The following is a 19,815-nucleotide window of genomic DNA, read 5'->3' on the forward strand; positions in this document are numbered from 1 at the left end:
TGTGGCGCCATGTCACTCTGGACCCGCATAACCGACGCGCTGAGCGCGCTGGCGCAGGGCGAAAGCCTGAGCGCCGTGTTCGAACGCCTGCGCACGCCGCCCGAGAAATCGGTGGCCTTTGCCATTGCCGTCATCGCGCTGGGCGCCAAGATGGCCAAGGCCGATGGCCGGGTCACCCGCGACGAGGTGACCGCCTTTCGCGAGGTGTTCCAGATCGCCCGCGCGGATGAGGCGGGCGCGGCGCGGGTCTTTGACATGGCCCGTACCGATGTCGCCGGCTATCAGGATTACGCCCGCAAGATCAAAGGCATGTTCGCCGAGGACAGCACCGTGCTGTGTGACCTGATGGAGGGGCTGTTTCACATCGCCATGGCCGACGGGTTCTATCATCCGGGCGAGAACGAGTTCCTGGAAGAGGTGGCGCAGATCTTTGGCCAGACCGACCGCCAGTTCCATGCCCTGCGGGCCCGCTTCGTGCCCGATGCGCCCAAGGATCCCTATACGGTGCTGGGGGTGTCGCCCGACATGCCGATGCCCGAGATCCGCAAGGTCTGGCGCAATCTGGTTCGCGAGACACATCCGGACGCGATGATGGCGCGCGGCGTGCCCGAAGAGGCGATCCGCCTGGCCGAGAAGAAGATGATCGACATCAACCGCGCCTGGGACGAGCTCAACGGCGCGCGGGTCTAGGGCGATGCGGCTGGCGACCTGGAATATCGAGTGGTTCGCCAACCTGTTCGACCGCAATGACCGCCTGTTGGTGGATGACCGCTGGTCCGGGCGCCACGATGTCACCCGCGCCCAGCAGGTCGAGGCGATCGCCAAGGTGCTGACCGCGCTTGATGCGGATGCGGTGCTGATCGTCGAGGCGCCCAATACCGGGCGAACCCAGAACACGGTGCGGGCGCTGGGCGCCTTTGCCGAGGCTTTTGACCTGCGCACCCACGCCGCGGTGATGGGTTTTGCCAACGAGACCCATCAGGAACTGGCGCTGCTCTACGATCCGGCCCGGCTTGAGGCGCGCCACGATCCCCTGGGCGAAGAGACCGGCAAGCGCGGCAGCGCCACGCCGCCCCGGTTCGACGGCACCTATCGGATCGACCTCGATATCGACGCGACCGAGGATCTTGTGCGCTTTTCCAAACCGCCGCTGGAGCTGGAGGTGACAACCGCCACCGGCACGCGGTTCCGGATGATCGGGGCGCATCTGAAATCCAAGGCGCCGCACGGGGCCGGGTCGCGGGACGAAGCGATCCGCATCTCGATCCTGAACCGGCGCAAACAGCTGGCCCAGGCGATCTGGCTGCGTGAGCGGGTCGAGGATCATCTGACACGCGGGGACGAGGTGGTGCTGCTGGGCGATCTGAACGATGGCCCCGGTCTGGACGAGTTCGAACATCTGTTTGGCCGCTCCTCGGTCGAGATCCTGCTTGAGGCGGGGCTGTATGACCCGCATGCCGACAAAGCGCGGCAGGTGCGCCCCGGGCCGCTGCCGGCGACGGCGCGGTTCCAGCTGCCGGGCGAGGGGCGGTACCTGTCGGCGCTGCTCGATTACGTGATGATCAGCAAGGGCCTGATGGCGCGGCGCCCGGCCTGGCGTATCTGGCACCCGTTCGACGATGCCGAATGCTGGCAGATGGTGGAGCTGCGCGAGGCGCTGCTGACTGCCTCGGATCATTTCCCGGTGACGCTCGATATTGATATCTGAGCTTTGAATTCCGGGGGCGGAATGCTTATCTGACGGGTATGAGACCGATCCTTGTCATCGCCCTTGGCCTGATGCTGACCGCCCCGCTTGCTGCCACCGCGCAAGAGGAGGAGGAACCGGGCCGCTCGTTGATGGAACGCGGCGCCGAACTGTTCCTCAAGGGGCTCAGCCAGGAGGTGGAACCGGCTCTTAGGGACCTGCGCGACATGGCGGGCAAAGTGGGGCCATCGGTGCTGAGCTTTCTGGAACAGATGGGCCCGGCGCTGGCCGATCTGGCCGACAAGGTCGAGGACTGGTCGGTCTATGAAATGCCCGAGATGCTGCCCAACGGCGACATCATCATCCGCCGCAAGACGCCGCTGCCCGACCCTGCGCCGGAACAGCCGGCAGACGAGGTGCCCAAGGGCCTGACCGACATCTAGACTGGCGTCACAACGGCCCGGACGGCCATAGCGCGCGGGCGCGCCCGGAATGCGCCTCGCTCCGGGCTGTGCAAACCGGGGGCGCCATGCAACCAATACACCATGGCCAGAATCAATCTCGAACAACTCAGCACATTCCTTGCGGTCGTCCGACTTGGCGGCGTGCGCAGGGCGGCAACCAGCCTGAACCTGACCCAACCCGCCGTCACGGCCAGGATCAAGAACCTGGAAGACAACCTGGATTGCGAGCTGTTCGACCGCACCCAAAGCGGCATGAAACTGACCAAGCGAGGCGAGTTGCTGCTGGGCCATGCCGAGAAATACGAACATCTCACCCAGCTGGTCGAGCGCGATCTGGTCGACCCCGCCGGAGTCGAGGGGCGCCTCAGGCTGGGCGCCTCGGAGACCATCGCGCAATGCTGGCTGCCCGATCTGGTGACGCGGCTGCACCAGCTGTTTCCCAAGCTCGAGATCGAGCTGGTCGTGGACATCTCGGCGAATTTGCGCGCGGGCCTGATGGACCGCGAACTTGACCTGGCAATCCTGCTGGGGCCGCTTTCGGAATTCTCGGTCAACAATGTCGAACTGCCCGATTTCGAACTGGCCTGGTACGCAGCGGCCGATACATCCAGCGAAGCGATCGCGGCCAGCTATCTGTCGCGCCCTGTGCTGACCTATCCGCGCAATACCCGGCCCTATCGCGAACTTAAGGAAAAGCTGTTTGAACAGGCGGGGCCGAATTTCTCGCTGTTTCCCTCTTCGTCGCTGTCGGCCTGTTTCCGTCTGGTCGAGGCCGATCTTGGCGTCGCGGTGCTGCCGCGGGCCCTGGGGCGCGAATATGTACTGGCCGGACGAATTCGCGAGTTCGACCCCGGCTGGGTTCCCGCCCCGCTGCGGTTCACCATCTGCTATATGGGAGAACCGAAAAGCCAATTGATTGAAACCGCGGCACATATGGCCCGTGAGGTGGCGGTGGATTACCACGGTGATAAAAATAATTTATAGCTCGAGGTAAATTTTTTCGATTTGATTTTATAATTCGGACCTGTGACGCTTTCCGTGACCTAAAAGGGGGGATCGGGGTGAGCGTGGGGTATGACAGATTAAAGACAAGTTCCCTTGCAGAGCTGCGCGCGGCAATCCGGTCGGGCGCCTACCGGTCGCATACCGCCGGGCTGGGCCAGGGGTATCTGCAGGCCAATCTGGCGATCCTGCCCGAAGCCTATGCGCTTGACTTCATGCGCTATTGCCAGCGCAATCCCAAGCCATGTCCGCTGATCGGCGTGTCCGACACGGGCAATCCGATGATGTTCACGCTGGGCCGCGATATCGACATTCGCACCGACGTGCCCGCCTATAACGTCTATCGCGACGGGCGGCTGGACAGCGTGTCCGCCGACATCACCGAGGATTGGCGCGACGATCTGGTGGTCTTTGCGCTGGGCTGCTCCTTCACCTTCGAACACGCGGTGATGCGCGCGGGTGTTGCGCTTTGGCATGTCGACAACGACAGGACGGTGCCGATGTTCCGCTCGAATATCGAGACCGTTCCCGCCGGCCCGTTTTCGGGCAAGATGGTGGTCTCGATGCGGGCGGTGCCCGAGGATCGGGTGGCCGAGGTCGCGGAAATCTCGCGCGCCTATCCGCTGGCCCATGGCGCGCCCGTCTATTGGGGCGATCCGGCGGGTCTGGGCATTGCCGACATCATGTCCCCCGATTGGGGCGACCCGGCCCCGCTCGGCCCCGGCGAGGTGCCGATGTTCTGGGCCTGTGGCGTGACCCCGCAAGTGGCGATCGAGGCCGCGCGCCTGCCGCTCTGCATCACGCACAAACCCGGGCACATGCTGATCACAGACGTGGCCGAGGACGCCGAAGTCCCGGTCGTCGAGACCGCACAAGACAAACGATAACAGTCAACAAGGAGAACCAAGATGAAACGAGTGATGTTCAGTCTGGCCGCAAGCACGGCACTTGCCGCGCCGGTCGCGGCCGAAGACCTGTCCGTGGTCGGCAGCTGGTCGAGCCTGCCCCTGCACAAGCAATACGAAGCGCCGTTCTGGAGCGAGACCCTGCCGGCGGCCTCGGGTGGCAAGATCAACGTGTCGCTGACCACCCATAATCAGATGAACCTTGGCGTGGGCGACGTGTTCCGCCTGCTGGGCGATGGGGTCTATGACGTGGCGATGACCGTGGCCGATTATGCCGTCGCCGATGCGCCCGAGCTCGAAGGGCTCGACGTGCCGCTGTTGGCGCTGACCGCGGATGAGGCGCGCGCCATGGTCGATGCCGCCCGGCCCATGGTCGAAGACATCTACAACGCGCGGTTCAACAGCCATGTCCTTGCCATTGCGCCCTATCCGCCGCAGGTGGTGTTCTGCAACGCCGAGATCGCGGGTCTGGACGACCTGAACGGGCTGAAGGTGCGCGCTTCGGGCCGCATGACCGCCAAGTTCCTCGAGGCGCTCGGGGCCGAAGGGGTCAATGTCAGCTTTGGCGAGGTGCCCGGCGCGCTGCAAAAGGGCACGGTGGATTGTGCCGTGACCGGGGCCGGTTCGGGCTATTCCGCCGGTTGGTGGGAGGTCTCGACCCATCTGCTGCCGATCCCGCTGGGGGGCTGGGACAGCGTTGTCACCGCGATCAACCTGGACAAGTGGAACAGCCTTGACGCCGAAACCCAGGCGCTGATCAGCACGCAGGTGACAACCGCGTTCGAGGCGCCCGCCTGGGCCAGCGCGCAGGATGCGCTGGTGAACGATATCGCCTGCCTTACCGGCAATGGGACCTGCCCGGCCGGGGATGCACGCGGCATGACCCTGGTCGAGGTTTCGGAAGCCGATTTCGCGCGGGCGCGCGACGTTCTGGTCAGCCAGGTTCTTCCCGATTGGGCCGAGCGGGCCGGTGGCGACTGGGCCGAGCGCTGGAACGCCTCGGTCGGGGCGACGGTCGGTGTTGCGATCGGCACGAACTGACGGCTGAACCCGGGAGGATCCTATGGAGCAGACCGTTCTTGACGGGGTTGCGCAAATGGAACCGGTGGATCGCGATCCTGACGGGCGCGATCCTGCTGGTTTGCGCGGGCATCGTTCTTCTTGACATTGTGCTGCGGCGCATGGGGTCCTCTTTGGGCGGCACCGACGAGATCTCGGGCTATGTCATGGCCATTGCCACCTCGTGGGGGATGGGGTTCACCTTGCTCGAGCTTGGGCATGTGCGGATCGACATCCTGCGCGGCCGCGCCGGACAGATCGGGCGCGCGGTTTTCGATCTGTTCGCGATGAGCGTTCTGGCGGGCACCGTGACGCTGATCGCGGTCAAATGCCTGCCGGTTCTCAGCCGGTCGCTGGCCAATTCGTCCCGGGCCAACACGCCTCTGGAAACGCCTCTGGCCTGGGTGCAGCTGCCCTGGCTGGCGGGCTGGATCTGGTTCGCCCTGGTCGCCTGGGCAACCCTTGTTGCGGCGCTGAAACTGGTCCTGAAGGGCCGGTTCCAGCACGCCGAGGCGGCCATCGGCGCCTTCGGCGAAGAGGAGACAAGGACGTGATCGGCTATGTCACCGTCGGCCTGCTGGGCCTGCTTGCAATGTCGATCCCGGTTGGCATCGTGCTGTTCCTGCTGGGCTTTGGGGTCGATGCGTTCTTTAGCCCGTTTCCCCTGATCCGCGGCCTGGGCAACCTGGTCTGGTCCACCTCGAACAATGCCACCCTGATCGCCATCCCCTTTTTCGTTCTTCTGGGCGAGATCCTGGTGCGGTCAGGCATTGCCACGCGCACCTATGCGGCGTTGGATCGCTGGGTCAGCTGGCTGCCCGGCGGGCTGGTGCATGCCAATATCGCCACCGCGACGATGTTCTCGGCGACCTCCGGTTCGTCGGTTGCGACTGCCGCCACCGTTGCCACCGTCGCCATGCCCCAGGCCGAGAAGCTGGGGTATGATCCCAAGCTGTTCTCGGGCGCCATCGCCGCGGGCGGTACCCTGGGCATCATGATCCCGCCGTCGATCAACCTGATCGTCTACGGGTTCCTGACCCAGACCTCGATCCCGCGCCTGTTCCTGGCCGGGCTGCTGCCGGGCCTGGCCCTTGCGCTGGGGTTCATGCTGATCACGGTGATCATCTGCCTGATCCGGCCGGCTCTGGGCGGCACGCGGCGGGTGTTCTCGGGGGGCGAGATGCTGCGCGCGCTGTTGCAGCTGGTCCCCATCGTTCTGCTGTTCACCATCATCATCGGCACCATCTACAAGGGCTGGGCCACACCGACCGAGGCCGCCGCCGTCGGCGTGGCCGGTGCCATTCTGATCGCTGGTTTCTTTGGCGGTATCAGCGTGCAGATGTTCATCGACAGCATCCTGGGAACGGTCAAGATCACCTCGATGATCATGCTGGTGGTGATCGGGGCCTCGTTCCTCAACTTCACCCTGGCCTCGGCCGGTCTCGGGCGCGAGCTGGAGAGCTTTCTGGGCGGTCTCGGCCTGTCGCCGCTGGGTACCATCCTGGTGGTGGTGGTGATCTATATCGTTCTGGGTTTCTTCATCGAAACCCTGTCGCTGATGGTGGTCACCATCCCGATCATCGTGCCGCTGGTGGTGGCGCAGGGCTATGATCCGATCTGGTTCGGTATCCTGATGATCGTCCTGATCGAGATGGCGCTGATCACCCCGCCGGTCGGACTGAACCTCTATGTCGTGCAAGGGGCGCGGCAATCCGGCAAGATGAGCGAGGTGATGCTGGGAACCATCCCCTATGTCATCGCCATGCTGGTGATGGTGGCGGCGCTGATCGCCTTTCCCGCCATCGCGCTGTTCCTGCCTTCGGCCCTGGGAGGGTAAGCGATGAAATTCACAGCCGCAGGAACACAGATCGACGTAGATATCGCGGATCTGGTCATCGCCGGCTGGACCGGCCGGAATGCGGACGCGGTCCAGCACCATATCGACGAGCTTGCCCGTCTCGGCGTTCAGCCGCCCTCGCAAGTGCCGCTGTTCTACCGCGTCTCCAGCACGCTTCTGGTGCAGGCGCCCGAGATCGAGGTTCTGGGCACCGCCACCTCGGGCGAAATCGAACCGCTGCTGATCAATCACGAGGGCACGGTGTGGCTGGGGCTCGGCTCGGACCACACCGACCGCGAGGCCGAGGCGCTTTCGGTTGCCGGGTCAAAACAGGCCTGCCCAAAGCCGGTCTCGGATATGCTCTGGCGATTTGACGAGGTCGCGGCGCGGCTGGATACGCTGATCCTGCGCTGCCATGTCGAGGAAGGCGGCGCCTGGGTTCTGTATCAGGAGGGGCCGCTGGCGCAGATCCGACCCTTGCCCGAGCTGGTCGCGCAATCGGGCCTGGGTGCGGGGGGCGCGATGCTGTGCGGCACGTTGCCCGCCATCGGAACGGTGCGACCGGCCACCGCCTATCGGATGGAGCTTGTGGACGCGGCCGCCAACCGCTCGCAGCGGCTGGAGTACCGGGTCAGAACCCTGCCGATCATAAAATAGGGCGGCGGCGTATCGTGCACCGGTTCGACGAGGCCGCCTGCTGGCAGATGGCGGGATCTATTGACGCCGCTTGAGCCTAATCAGGCGCTAGCCTTTGGAGCACCACCAGAAGATCCTATCGTGCTCGCGACGAAGGTGGATTGGGAGGCCCTTGCCTCTAATCCATGGAAAAGCTTGGGATGCTCACCGAAGGCACCGAAAAACTAGGGATGTCTATCGTCGGGGATTGGAATGAATTCATGAAATCTTGGTGACGCACGATCAGGTCGGACTGACCAAATCCTGAGTTCCCAAGCACCATATTGTTTTCATAGCTATAGGGTTCATAGCTATGTTCGATACTCCGTGTTCCGATGATATCCGACTGTTCGTAGGACCCAATAGTGCCGGTCATATCTGTGCAGTTGGTGCAATTCATTGTCGTCGTTGAGATCGACGACCAGTTGTTCGGCATCTGGATGCCGTTTTCATGGCTAGCAATCTGCGACGAATTCGTGCCACCAACTCTTGATTGCGTGGCGTAAGTGTCGCGGGCCGTCCCATATCCCGCATCGGCTCCCAACAAATCCGGCCTGGAGTGACGAGATACGCGCGAGTGATTGGCAGCAATAAATCCGTCAACCTGCCCGGCATCGATAGCGGGTATGCGGCCACGTAAATCGTGGATCACAAATTCAGTTGGGTACTTTGTGGTAGAAAGCCCTAACTCTGATTGAGCCTTATCCCAAGCAGCTTGAGTGTTTGGGCCCCAACGGCCATCTATGACCCCTGGATCATATCCCAGTGACTTCAGAACGAGTTGAGTCTCTGCAGTTAGCCGGGGATTGGCTTTAAAGTCCCAGTTCTTGTCCCAGGGCTGGGTCGGTTTGGGACTATCAACTCGGTCAATGAACCGCGCGGTATCGAAACTTGGGTCCGGAAACGTATCTGGCACCCACGGCTCAAGCCGTGTGGCCAACGCATCCTGATCGACACGCTCAAACGCGTACGAAATGGTCTGTTGGACATCCAGCCCGGCAAGGTCACTCGGCGACGGCGAGACTATCGAAGGTGCCTTGGGAACTTCGAAAACCGGAGGAGCCAGTTGTCCTTGCATCATGGCAAATGCGCCTTCTGGATTCGGCAATGGCGCCAGCTCGGGAATCGCTTTCGAAAACTCATCGGCGCGTGGCTCCAGACCGACCTTCTCAAACACATTCGAAATGATCTCTTCAACATCCGCATCGACAAACTCAGTTTGTACGCCCGAACCAATAGCGCTGGTGCTGGTAACAACGACCGAACGAGGCGACGACGGCGGCAGTGTCCATGTTCCGTTGGGCTGTATGTAGCTCTCCACCTCCGGAGACATAAGATGCGATGAACTTCCCCGGCTCTTGGGACCGTCTATAAATGCCTCAACAAAGGGTTTTTCGCGGGACGCCACCGAAGAATCTGGGGCGACCAGGTTCGGTGCAAGCGTTCCCACTTCCGGCGAGACCTCAAAGCTAAGCACACGCGCATCGCTTCTGAGTGCGCCACTCAGACTGGAGCTTAAAGCTGCAATGGATGTCTGGATATCAGCGGCGTTAAGATTGGCGAGTTCAAGCTCTGCACCCACTTCCGCGATGCTTTCAGTTAGCTCCGCCACACGCGCATTGTCGCCAGCCTCACTCGCCAAAGCCAACTGTTGAGCTAACTCGATCGTTCTCAAACTCAGCTGAGCGATTTGATCGTTGGATTGTTCTTGTTGCTTGATTACTGAAGCAAGTTGCCGCTCCAACTCGTCGAATCGCGTGTCTTGTTCTTTGTCTTTCGAGTCTACGAAGTCACCGGCAATCCGGGAGCGCGTTTGGGCGCAGTCAGCGGCGTCTCTAGAGAGAATTTTGCAATTGGCAAAATAGAGCGCAAACTTGCCTGGCGTCACATTCCAACGGTCCTGAACTGCGGCGTCTATCGACCCCCAGAACAGAAAAAGGACCAAGCCAAACAACGCCGCCGATGGCAATGCAATGATTCTTGCTTTGTTCGTTGCAAGGCTGGCCAGGATTGCGTGAAGGATCGTACCACCAAATACAGCGAGTTCGTGAGCCGAGCGGCTCAATTGCGTGCCGATGGACCGGATTATTGCCGCCAGGTACTGGATTTCAGATCTCCCATACTAGTATTAACATAGGGCGTCTGAAACCGCATACTAGCTGCTGCAGCTAAAAAGTCCTAACGCTAGAACGTGTCAACAATGAAGTGACCCTCCCAACTTCACTTTTCATTCCAGCTCATCGGCGAAAATTATCTTATAGTTTCATACATTGTTCGTCTGCATGCAATCCATCCTCTTGGAGGTCAATGCAAACGCGCGTCCGGCCGCTTCGTCCGCAGGCCATGGGTTCAAGCGGGGCAAGACTTCTGCAGCACAGCGAGTAACAGGTTCGACGGGCCGCACTGCAGCATCGCCGGAGGCCGCTGTTTGTCTGCTTTGGGTCGATCTCTCCAAGGCCAATGTCGGCTTTTGGTGCATCGCGGCAATTGGCGGAAGGTGCAGCAATTGTAAGGTTCGGGCTCGAAGCCTTCGTTCGCGGCAAGTCGGTGCAAGGTCGGTTGTAACGCAATCCGGCCGAGTGGTTCGCTGTCCTGGGCGCTTGGGCATTTCGGCCTAACGGCCCCTCACTCCTCGATGAAAATCTCGGATGTGGCGTCCAGCGCCCCGACCAGCGATTGGAACCGGGCCTCGGCCACTTCACTGAACAGGGGGGCGGCCTCTTGGGGCAGGTGCAGTTCCAGGCGGCGCTTCTTGGGGAACCAGGTCAGCCGCCCCATCCGCGCGTCGCGTTTCAGCCAGAGCATCGCGCCAAAGCGCATCGCCTTGCCCAGGATTTCGGCCTGGGTCTGGCTCTTCTCGTCCAGCAGGTCGTAGATCGGTTCGAACCGGTTGCCCTCGCGCTTGTTGCGATAGCGGTGTTGCAGGGCCAGGCCGATGAACACCCGTTCGGAGTGTTTCAGCCCGCCCAGGTTGGCCCGGGTCACGTTGTCGAAACAGACCTCGGCGCGGTAATCGGGATGGGCGCGCCAGCTGACATCATGCAGCAGGCAGGCGGCCTTGATCAGACGCACCCGCGCGCGGGGGGCGGATTTGAACAGCGGCATCACGAATTCGAACAGCTGCTTGCCGAAACCGGGCAGGCGGGCGTCCTTGGATTCGGCGAAATAGCAGGCCTCGATCAGCGGGTCGCGGTCGCGCAGCCGTTGCGGCATCTGTTCATACAGCAACCCTTCGCGGATCCCGTAGGAAGAGATGGCGATATCCTTGGGCTTGAACTCGCGGATCAGCCGGGCCAGCACGTCGATCGCAAAGGGCACCAGTGCCATGCGCGAGGCGGATACGCCGGCCTTTCCGCGCAGCTTGTCCAGATCGGTGCGCTCGATATAGCGGGCGGTCTCATGCACGTCGCGCACGGTCATGCGGTATTCGTGCAGCACCTTGAGCGGATAGTTCCGCCGCAGCATGTCGATCCGGGCGATAGCACGCCAGCTGCCGCCGACCAGGAACAGGCGGTCGCGCTGCGGGCCAAGCTGGGCGCGCAGTTCGCTCATCACCTGTTTGATATGCGCCTTGCGGCCGCGGCGGCCGCCCGGCACATCGCGCAGCTTCAACGGCCCCAGTGGCGAGGTCAGGCGGCGGCCGACCTGGCCGCTGCCGATCTCGGCCAGTTCCATCGAGGCGCCGCCGATATCGCAGATCAGCCCATAGGCGCCGGGCCAGCCCAGCAGCACGCCTTGCGCCGACAACCGCGCCTCTTCCTCGCCGTCGATCACCTGGATGGTCAGGCCGGTCTGGCGTTTCACCTCGGCGCAGAATTCGGCGCCATCCTCGGCCTCGCGCACGGCGGCGGTGGCCACCACCCGCAGCGGCGGCAGGTCGAGGTCGTCGGCCAGATGCTGGAACCGGCGCAGCGCGGCCAGCGCCCGCACCCGGCCTTCGGGGTTCAGCCGTCCGGTCTCGGAGAGGCCGGCACCCAGGGCGCACATGACCTTTTCGTTGTAGAAATAGGCGGGCGAGCGGGCCGCGCCGTCGAACACCACCATCCGGACCGAGTTCGAGCCCACATCGACCACCCCGATCCGCGACAGCGCCCGGGCGCCGGGATCGTCGAAAAGCGGTCTGCCGAAGGGCCCCCAATCCGGGACGGATGTTTCCGTTTGCAGGTTCATGCGGCCCCCTGTCTTGGCGTTTGCAGAATGCGGGATTGAGACACTGGGGTCAATTGCGCTGTCAGGCCGCACCGGCCTGCGTGCTCAACAGCCGCACCGCCAGGGCACGGGTAATGTCGCGCTTTTCGTCCAGCGCGATCCGGTCCAGCGCCGCGACGGTGCGGGCGGCGGCCTCGAAGCTGCGGTCCATGTGTTTCACCAGATACGAGATCACCTCGGGGCCCGGGCTGAGTTGGCGGTCGACGAACAGCTTGGCCAGCACCGCCCCCAGCAGCGCGTCGTCGGGCGGGTCGAGCGCCACATGCTGGGCGGCGTCGACCCGGCTTTGCAGGTCGGGCAGGGACAGGTCCCAGAAACCCGGAGCGGCGCGCCCGGTCAACAACAGCGGATGGCCATTTGCCAGGGTCAGGTTGTGCAGGTGAAAGAGCAGCGCCTGACGCGCATCGTCACCTGCCAGCAGGGGCACGTCCTCGACCGCGACGGGGCCGGCGGCCAGCTCGGGGATATCGGCCTCGACCAGCGCGGTGGCCTCGATGATGCGCGCGCCGGTCTCGGATGCCCAGACATGGGCCAGATGGGTCTTGCCCGCGCCCGCCGGGCCGGTCAGCACCAGCTTGCCTCCCGGCCAGATCCGGGCCGAGATCATCGCCACCGCCAGCGCATTGGCGGGCGAGACGAAAAAATCCTCGCGTCCCAGCGCGGTCATCGCGGGGAGATCGAAGCTGAGTTGTCGGGCCATTCAGTCGTCGTCCTGTACGGTGAGGCCCCGGTAGAGGCGGCTGCCCAGATACTGCCCCGTGCCGAAACGTGCAAGCACCCCCAGCGCCGCCGCGACCGGCACCGCGATCAGCATGCCGACAAAGCCGAACAGCGCGCCAAAGACCGACAGCGCCAGAAGCAGCCAGACCGGATGCAGCCCGACAGAGCTGCCCACCAGCTTCGGGGTCAGCAGGTTGCCCTCGACCACCTGACCCAGGGCAAAGATCGCCGCCACCAGCCCGATCGACAGCCAGTCGCCCCAGAACTGGAACAGGGCCAGCCCGATGGCCAGCGCACCGCCGATCAGCGCTCCCAGATAGGGGATGAAGGTGACCAGCCCGGCGATCAGCCCGACCACCAGCCCGAATTGCAGGCCCACGATCATCAGCGCCACCGCGTAATAGGTACCCAGGATCAGGCAGACCGTGCCCATGCCGCGCACGAACGAGGCCAGCACCGCGTCGATCTCGCCCGCCAGCCGACGGATCACCGGCGCATGATCCAGCGGCAGCAGCTGGTCGATGCGCGCAATCATCCGGTCCCAGTCGAGCAGCAGATAGACCGACACCACCGGCACGATCACCAGCAGCAGCACCACGTTGATTGCCGATCCGACCGAGCCAGCAAGGGTTTGCAGCAGGTCGCCCGAGCGCGATTTCAGCGTCTCGATCACCGAGGCGATCATCTGATGCGCGTTCGATTCGCGATCCAGAACCGAGGGGAAATGGGTGCTGACAAAGGTCCGCAGATCCTGGAACAGCTGTGGCAGCACATTGATCAGGTCGATCATCTGGGTGATCAGTGCCGGCACCACCATCAGCACCATCAGCACGAACAGCAGCACCGAGGCGATGGTGATCACCGCCGTCGCCGCCGCGCGCGACAGGCCCCAGCGTTCCAGCCGGTCGGCCACGGGATCGACGAAATAGGCAATGGCGCCGCCGATCACGAAGGGCAGCAGTACATCCCCCAGCAAATACAGCACCGCCACAAAGACCGCCGCGGCAAGCCCCCAGTAACGCAGTTGATCCTTTACGGGCAGAGCCATACGGCCTCCGGTGCGATGATTTCCCTCATGCTTCGGTTTTGGCTTATGGTGCCTGGGCTTGCAAGCGTTCCCTTGGCGCGTGGCCCCTTTGTCGGCCTGTCACGACCGGGATGAGGAATTCCGCACTTGCATCGCGCGCCGGCGGCCTTGCAACGAAGGGTGGGGCAACACCATAAAACAAAGGAGCAGACGTGGCCGAACAGCACAAGTCAGACAGTGACGGGCCAAGCGCGGCAGAGGTGCTCGATCTGCTGAACCGCATGGCCGAGGCAACCGAGACCGAAACGGTCTGGACCCTGCTGGTCGATGCGCTGGCGCCCTTCGGGTTCGAGCGGGTCAACTACGGGCTGACCCGGGGCCTTTCGGGGGCAAGCATCGGCGATCCCCATGACGTCTATATCCGCAGCACCCATTCGCCCGATCGGGTGCGGGCGCATCATGAAACGGGGCATTACCTGCGGACCGCCGAATACCGCTGGGTTCTGGAAAATGTCGGCGCCGTGTCCTGGGGCTGGGTGGCGCGCGAACGCGCCGCCGGGCGCCTGTCGGACAGCGAATGCGCCGCGATGGACGCCTTGCAGGCCCGGCGCCGGCGGGCGGGTATCTCGATCAGTTTCGCCGAGGGCGGGCGCCGCTACAAGGGCGCGATGGGGCTGGCGGCGCATACGCATGAAAGCCAGGAGGCACTGGATGCCCGCTGGCCCGAGATCTCGGCACGGGTGCTGGCGATCTGCAACATGGCGCATCTGAAATTCTCGCAATTGCCGCTGCCGGTGCGCAGCGCCTGTCTGAACCAGCGCCAGCGCGAATTGCTGGAATGGGTCGCCGACGGCAAGACCATGCAGGACATCCAGGTGCTGACCGGCCTGTCGGTCAGCGCCATCGAGAAACATCTGCGCAAGGCGCGCGACGCGCTGGGGGTGGAAACCAGCGCCCAGGCAGTGGCCAAGGCGGCCTTTCTCAACCTCATCTTCGTCGCTTCGGACGCCAGTTGAACCGGGATGAGGATTCCCGCACTCGCCATCGGGATGCGCTCTGTGCAGATTGTCACGGCTCCGTGAGTGAATCTTCGACGGTGGGGGTCGGCGCGGAAATTGAGCCGCGCCGACAATCTAAAACACCCGCCCTGGGGGCACCGGCCAATTTGCCGGTGGAGCGACTTGCACCGACCCTTCCCCAAAGGGTCGGTGCGCTACGTTCCGGGGCATTACGGGCCCGTCACACAAGCAAAACCGCGCCTGAGCGATTGCCTGTCGCACGGCGATGTCATAGACCGCTTGCAAACGCCAAACTCAGGAAAGACACAGCACGATGCGCCTGTCGCGATATTTTCTGCCCGTATTGAAAGAAAACCCCGCCGAGGCCCAGATCGTCAGCCATCGCCTGATGCTGCGCGCCGGCATGATCAAGCAGGCGCAGGCCGGCATCTATTCCTGGTTGCCGCTGGGGTTCAAGGTGCTGCGCAAGCTGGAAAACATCGTGCACGAGGAGCAGATCCGCGCCGGTCACATCCCGATGCTGATGCCGACCCTGCAATCGGCGGACCTGTGGCGCGAATCGGGCCGGTATGACGATTACGGCCAGGAGATGCTGCGCATCACCGACCGGCACGGGCGCGACATGCTGTTCGGCCCCACCAACGAAGAGCTGATCACCGACATCTTCCGCGGCCATGTCAGCAGCTACAAGGACCTGCCGCTGACGCTCTACCACATCCAGTGGAAATTCCGCGACGAGATCCGCCCGCGTTTCGGCGTCATGCGCGGCCGCGAATTCCTGATGAAGGACGGCTATAACTTCGACCTCACCAAAGAGGACGCGCTGCACGCCTATAACCGCCATCTGGTCAGCTATATCCGCACCTATGAACGCATGGGCCTGCAGGCGATCCCGATGCGCGCCGACTCTGGCCCGATCGGTGGCGACGACACCCATGAATTCCTGGTTTTGGCCGAGACCGGCGAGAGCGAGGTCTTCTATGACAGCAAGGTGACCGACATCCGCCTGGGCGAGCGCGAGATCGACTATGACAGCGTCGATCAGTGCCGCGCGGTGATGGAGGAGTTCACCTCGCTTTATGCCCGCACGGATGAGACCCATGACGAGGCGGTGTTCAACCAGATCCCCGAGGAACGCCGCCGCAGCGCGCGCGGCATCGAAGTGGGGCAGATCTTCTATTTCGGCACCAAGTATTCCGAGCCGATGGGCGCCACCGTTCAAGGACCCGATGGCAAGCCGGTGCCGGTGCATATGGGCAGCCACGGCATCGGTGTCAGCCGCCTGATCGGCGCCATCATCGAGGCCAGCCATGACGACAAGGGCATCATCTGGCCCGAGGGCGTGACGCCCTTCCATTGCGGCATCGTGAACCTGAAACAGGGTGACGGCGAGGCCGACGCCGCCTGTGATCAGCTTTATGCCGCGCTGAGTGCCATCGGACTGGAACCGCTCTATGACGACCGCAACGAACGGGCCGGGGGCAAGTTCGCCACCATGGACCTGATCGGCCTGCCGTGGCGCATCACCGTGGGCCCGCGCGGGCTGAAGAACGGGGTGGTGGAACTGACCAGCCGCAAGACCGGCGAAAGCGTCGAGCTGAGCCCCGAAGAGGCTGTGAAGAAGGTTGCGGACATCTATGCGCCGCATCACCCGCATCTGTCCCGCGAGGAACCGATGGCGGGCCGGTCCTTTCACACCTGGCTGTAAGGGCTCAGTGCACCGCTGAGCGGGTTGGCGGGTGGCTCAGCAGATCGCCATCCGCCCAGGTGCCGGGACGGGCCAGAACGCAGGGCCGTCCCATCCGGGTCACCAGGTCCTCCATCGCCAGCCCGAGAAAGCGCAGCCCGCACAGGCGCTGGCCGCCGGCGCGCTCGATGACGCAGAAGGCGCCGTCGCGAAAGGCCAGACCATAGCCGCGCCGTTGCATGGCCTCGATCAGCTCGGCCCAGGTTTGGGCGCCGTGGAACAGGGGCAGCATCACCGCCCGCAAAAGGGCCGCTGTCTCGCAATCGAAGCTTGCCGGTTGCGGCGCGGTCTTGGTGGACGGTGACATCGGTCTTGTCATGGTCATGATCACCTCAGCTCAAATGCCCCAGTATCGGGATGCTGGCAGACGTTGGTTGATGAGACAAAACTTGACGGAGCCTTGTGTTAATTTTGGTTAAAACTTTGGGTATTTCGGTGGCGAAACGGCGCGAAACCGCCTTATTGTTTCCGCCTTCGAAACGACGCCCAAGCTGGGCGGCGCTCTGCCGCGTGGCGCACACGCCCGCCGCCAGAGGTTGACCCCGCCGCGCGGGCAACGCACTCTCCGCGCCAAACCCGAGCAGGAGCCACAAATGGCCAGACAACCGGCCCCCTTTGCCCCCTTTGAATGGAAGATCGCCTGGCGATACCTGCGCGCGCGCCGGGCCGAGGGCGGGGTCAGCGTGATGACCTGGATCAGCCTGATCGGCATCACGCTGGCGGTGTTCGCGCTGATCGCGACGCTGGCGGTGCGCTCGGGCTTTCGGTCCGATTTCGTGGGCACCATCCTGGGCGCCAACGCCCATGTGACCGTCTATAATCCCGGCGAGTATCGCGAGAACGGTCAGATTGACCGGACCATTCCGAATTATGCCGAGATGGCCGCCCGGGTGGCCGAAGTCGCCGGCGTCACCCGCGCTGCGCCACTGGTCAAGGGACAGGTGATGGCCGCCGCCCAGAACCGCAATGCCGGGGTCGAGGTGTTCGGCATCGCCACCGGTGATCTGGCCGCGCTGCCCGGCATCACAAATTCCGACCGCTCTTATGGCGATCTGTCCCGCTTCGATCAGGGCATCGCCCTGGGCTCGGGCGTGGCGCGCGAGCTGGGGGTCACCGTCGGCGACCGGATCAAGCTGATCTCGCCCAATGGTGCCCGCACGCCGATGGGCACCTCGCCACGGGTGAACGCCTATGAGGTGGTCTATGTGTTCTCGGCCGGGCGCTATGACATCGACCGCACCCGCGTCTACATGCCCTTTGGCGAGGCGCAGGCCTACTTCAACCGCGAGGGCGTCGCCGACGAGATCGAGGTGATGGTGAGCGAGCCCGAGCGGCTGGACCGGGTGTTGATCCCGATCCTAAGTGCCGCCGGCGATGGCGCCCAGGTCTGGACCTGGCAGGACGCCTCGGGCGGGTTCCTGCGCGCGCTCGAGGTCGAGGACAACGTGATGTTCATCATCCTGTCGATCCTGGTGCTGATCGCCACCATGAACATCGTTTCGGGCCTGATCATGCTGGTCAAGAACAAGGGCCGCGATATCGGCATCCTGCGCACTATCGGCCTGAGCGAGGGGTCGATCCTGCGCGTGTTCTTCATCTGCGGCGCCTTTACCGGCATCCTGGGCACGCTGATGGGGGTGGCTCTGGGCTGTCTCTTTGCCATCTATATCGACCCGATCTTTTCGTTTGTGAATTTCGTCATGGGCGGCGGGGTCTGGGACCCGGCCATTCGCGGCATCTATGCGTTGCCGGCGGAACTGCGGCTGGGCGATGTGCTCAAGGCTGCGGGCCTGTCGCTGGGCCTCTCCTGTATCGTGACCTATTTCCCGGCGCGACGCGCGGCGCGGCTGAACCCGGTGGAGGCGCTGCGCTATGAGTGAGCCGACCCTGCGCCTGAGCGGCATCGAAAAGACCTATCTGAGCGGGACCCCCGGCGAGGTGCGGGTGCTGCGCGGTGTCGATCTGAGCGTTGAACCGGGCGAGATGGTGGCGCTGGTGGCCCCTTCTGGCGCCGGCAAGTCGACGCTTCTGCATATCTCGGGCCTTCTGGATGTGCCCGACGCGGGCCGGGTCGAGATCGCCGGGCAGGACATGACCGGGCGCGGCGATCGCGCCCGCACCGGGGTGCGGCGGCGGGATGTGGGCTTTGTCTATCAGTTCCACCACCTGCTGCCCGAATTCACCGCGCTGGAAAACGTGGTACTGCCGCAGCTGGCCAATGGTATCGGAGAGGGCGAGGCCAGGGCGCGCGCGCGCGCGCTTCTGTCCCGTGTCGGGGTGGAGGGGCGCGCGGGCCATCGCCCGGCGGCTTTGTCGGGAGGAGAGCAGCAGCGGGTCGCCTTTTGCCGGGCGCTGGCCAATGCGCCGCGCCTGTTGCTGGCGGATGAGCCGACCGGCAATCTCGACCCCGCGACCTCGGATCAGGTGTTCGACGCGCTGGTCGAGCTGGTGCGCGGCACCGGCCTGTCGGCGCTGATCGCCACGCACAACCTCGAGCTTGCCGCCCGCATGGACCGGGTGGTGCGCCTGAGCGATGGGCGGTTGTCGGCCGAAAGCTGACGCCGCGCGGCGCGTTGATTTGGATCATGGCGGGTGTTGACGGGGTCGGGCAGGCTGGCTGCGAGGATCACAACCGCGAAATAGTCATGTATCGTCTGGTTCCGGCCCTGTTGCTGCTTGCCGCCTGCGCCCCTGCGGCGCCGGACGGTGCGCAGCTTTATGCCCGCCATTGCGCCGCCTGCCATGGCGCGACCGGGGCCGGAGACGGACCCGAGGCAGCGCGCCTGCCGGTGCCGCCCGCCGATCTGCGCAATCTGGCGGCGTCAAATGGGGGCCAGTTCCCCACGGGTGCGGTCATGGCCACGATCCATGGCTACCCGGGCAAGAGCCATCTGGGCGCGATGCCGGAATTTAGCGCCCTGTTGGGTGGCGAAACCGTTGCTGTGACCACCACCGATGGCCGCGTCATTGCAGCCCCCCGTGCCCTGGTAGAACTGGCCGTCCATGTCGAGACGCTGCAAACGCCCTGAGGCGTGCAAACCGGAGGAGACGACAATGAAACCGATCATACCCGCCCTGCTGGCCCTTGGGCTGGCCACGCCCGCCCCGGCGCAGGATGCAGCCGAGGGAGAACAGCTCTACCGTCACCATTGCGCCACCTGCCACGGGATCGAGGCCACCGGCCACGGGCCCATGGCCGGTGTGCTGGTGATCAGCCCGGCGGACCTGACGACCCTGTCGGAGGGCGGAGAGCTGCCCATCGCCCGGATCGTGCAGCGTATCGACGGCCGTGACCCCTTGGTCAGTCATGGCAGCCCGATGCCGATCTACGGCCCCTATTTCGAGGGGCGCGACGTGGCGATCAAGGCCGAAACCGGTCAGCCAATCTTGACCAGTCAGCCGATTGTCGATCTGCTGGCCTATATCGCGACCCTGCAAAAGAACTGAAAAGGGAGAGCGCCCAT

The 19,815-nt window shown here is 63.9% G+C and carries 20 protein-coding genes; 15 read left to right on the forward strand and 5 right to left on the reverse strand.

The annotated features are described in order from the left end of the window. Positions 1–9: 9 nt before the first annotated feature. The 9 genes from SPO_RS05620 to SPO_RS05660 all read left to right on the forward strand — a co-directional run bounded on the left by SPO_RS05620 (position 10) and on the right by SPO_RS05660 (position 7,611). Positions 10–690 carry a molecular chaperone DjiA gene (locus tag SPO_RS05620; RefSeq protein ID WP_011046855.1) on the forward strand — a complete coding sequence of 227 codons (681 nt, stop codon included), beginning with the start codon at positions 10–12 and terminating at the stop codon, positions 688–690. Between the two features lie 4 nt (positions 691–694). Further along, a complete protein-coding gene (locus tag SPO_RS05625; RefSeq protein WP_011046856.1) occupies positions 695–1,708 on the forward strand; it encodes an endonuclease/exonuclease/phosphatase family protein in 1,014 nt (337 codons plus the stop codon). Between the two features lie 38 nt (positions 1,709–1,746). Continuing rightward, on the forward strand, positions 1,747–2,130 hold the full coding sequence (locus SPO_RS05630; RefSeq protein ID WP_044027990.1) for a hypothetical protein: 384 nt from the start codon (positions 1,747–1,749) through the stop codon (positions 2,128–2,130). 102 nt (positions 2,131–2,232) lie between these two features. After that, a complete protein-coding gene (locus SPO_RS05635; RefSeq protein WP_011046857.1) occupies positions 2,233–3,135 on the forward strand; it encodes a LysR family transcriptional regulator in 903 nt (300 codons plus the stop codon). A gap of 77 nt (positions 3,136–3,212) precedes the next feature. Beyond that, positions 3,213–4,040, forward strand: a complete 828-nt coding sequence (locus tag SPO_RS05640; RefSeq protein WP_011046858.1) for a putative hydro-lyase — start codon at positions 3,213–3,215, stop codon at positions 4,038–4,040. Between the two features lie 21 nt (positions 4,041–4,061). Further along, the gene (locus tag SPO_RS05645; RefSeq protein WP_011046859.1) at positions 4,062–5,099 is read left to right on the forward strand and encodes a TRAP transporter substrate-binding protein; all 1,038 of its coding nucleotides are present in this window, start codon (positions 4,062–4,064) and stop codon (positions 5,097–5,099) included. Positions 5,100–5,137: 38 nt separating this feature from the next. After that, positions 5,138–5,671 carry a TRAP transporter small permease subunit gene (locus SPO_RS05650; protein WP_011046860.1) on the forward strand — a complete coding sequence of 178 codons (534 nt, stop codon included), beginning with the start codon at positions 5,138–5,140 and terminating at the stop codon, positions 5,669–5,671. Continuing rightward, positions 5,668–6,954, forward strand: coding sequence for a TRAP transporter large permease (locus SPO_RS05655; RefSeq protein WP_011046861.1), 1,287 nt, complete (start codon positions 5,668–5,670; stop codon positions 6,952–6,954). The genes SPO_RS05650 and SPO_RS05655 overlap by 4 nt, the downstream gene beginning before the upstream one ends. A gap of 3 nt (positions 6,955–6,957) precedes the next feature. Then, on the forward strand, positions 6,958–7,611 hold the full coding sequence (locus tag SPO_RS05660; protein WP_011046862.1) for a DUF2848 domain-containing protein: 654 nt from the start codon (positions 6,958–6,960) through the stop codon (positions 7,609–7,611). 157 nt (positions 7,612–7,768) lie between these two features. Here SPO_RS05660 and SPO_RS05665 read toward each other — a convergent pair whose 3' ends face one another. The 4 genes from SPO_RS05665 to SPO_RS05680 all read right to left on the reverse strand — a co-directional run bounded on the left by SPO_RS05665 (position 7,769) and on the right by SPO_RS05680 (position 13,606). After that, complete coding sequence (locus SPO_RS05665) at positions 7,769–9,694, reverse strand: peptidoglycan-binding domain-containing protein (protein ID WP_011046863.1); 1,926 nt, start codon at positions 9,692–9,694, stop codon at positions 7,769–7,771. A gap of 560 nt (positions 9,695–10,254) precedes the next feature. Further along, positions 10,255–11,799 (reverse strand): Ppx/GppA family phosphatase, encoded by a 1,545-nt coding sequence (locus tag SPO_RS05670; RefSeq protein WP_011046864.1) that lies wholly within the window; start codon positions 11,797–11,799, stop codon positions 10,255–10,257. Between the two features lie 61 nt (positions 11,800–11,860). Continuing rightward, positions 11,861–12,538: a hypothetical protein gene (locus tag SPO_RS05675; RefSeq protein ID WP_011046865.1), complete on the reverse strand. Its 678-nt coding sequence runs from the start codon at positions 12,536–12,538 to the stop codon at positions 11,861–11,863. Next, positions 12,539–13,606: an AI-2E family transporter gene (locus SPO_RS05680; RefSeq protein ID WP_011046866.1), complete on the reverse strand. Its 1,068-nt coding sequence runs from the start codon at positions 13,604–13,606 to the stop codon at positions 12,539–12,541. 191 nt (positions 13,607–13,797) lie between these two features. Between SPO_RS05680 and SPO_RS05685 the strand changes: the two genes are divergently transcribed. Together SPO_RS05685 and proS are read left to right on the forward strand one after the other, a co-directional pair. Next, positions 13,798–14,601, forward strand: coding sequence for a helix-turn-helix transcriptional regulator (locus SPO_RS05685; protein ID WP_051420322.1), 804 nt, complete (start codon positions 13,798–13,800; stop codon positions 14,599–14,601). Between the two features lie 316 nt (positions 14,602–14,917). Then, entirely contained in the window at positions 14,918–16,312 is a 1,395-nt protein-coding gene (gene proS, locus SPO_RS05690) for a proline--tRNA ligase (protein ID WP_011046868.1), read from the forward strand. A 4-nt stretch (positions 16,313–16,316) separates the two neighbouring features. Here proS and SPO_RS05695 read toward each other — a convergent pair whose 3' ends face one another. Then, complete coding sequence (locus SPO_RS05695; RefSeq protein WP_044027992.1) at positions 16,317–16,658, reverse strand: hypothetical protein; 342 nt, start codon at positions 16,656–16,658, stop codon at positions 16,317–16,319. A gap of 286 nt (positions 16,659–16,944) precedes the next feature. Between SPO_RS05695 and SPO_RS05700 the strand changes: the two genes are divergently transcribed. Genes SPO_RS05700 through SPO_RS05715 form a run of 4 tightly spaced genes read left to right on the forward strand, consistent with a single transcriptional unit; the run spans position 16,945 to position 19,798 of the window. Continuing rightward, a complete protein-coding gene (locus tag SPO_RS05700; RefSeq protein WP_044027993.1) occupies positions 16,945–18,231 on the forward strand; it encodes a lipoprotein-releasing ABC transporter permease subunit in 1,287 nt (428 codons plus the stop codon). After that, positions 18,224–18,910, forward strand: coding sequence for an ABC transporter ATP-binding protein (locus SPO_RS05705; protein ID WP_011046871.1), 687 nt, complete (start codon positions 18,224–18,226; stop codon positions 18,908–18,910). Before SPO_RS05700 ends, SPO_RS05705 begins: the two co-directional genes overlap by 8 nt. 26 nt (positions 18,911–18,936) lie before the next feature. Beyond that, the gene (locus tag SPO_RS05710) at positions 18,937–19,380 is read left to right on the forward strand and encodes a c-type cytochrome (RefSeq protein ID WP_230981777.1); all 444 of its coding nucleotides are present in this window, start codon (positions 18,937–18,939) and stop codon (positions 19,378–19,380) included. Between the two features lie 25 nt (positions 19,381–19,405). Further along, complete coding sequence (locus SPO_RS05715) at positions 19,406–19,798, forward strand: c-type cytochrome (RefSeq protein WP_011046873.1); 393 nt, start codon at positions 19,406–19,408, stop codon at positions 19,796–19,798. Positions 19,799–19,815 lie beyond the last annotated feature (17 nt).

The organism is Ruegeria pomeroyi DSS-3, assembly GCF_000011965.2.
In the GTDB taxonomy this organism is placed as follows: Bacteria; Pseudomonadota; Alphaproteobacteria; order Rhodobacterales; family Rhodobacteraceae; genus Ruegeria_B; species Ruegeria_B pomeroyi.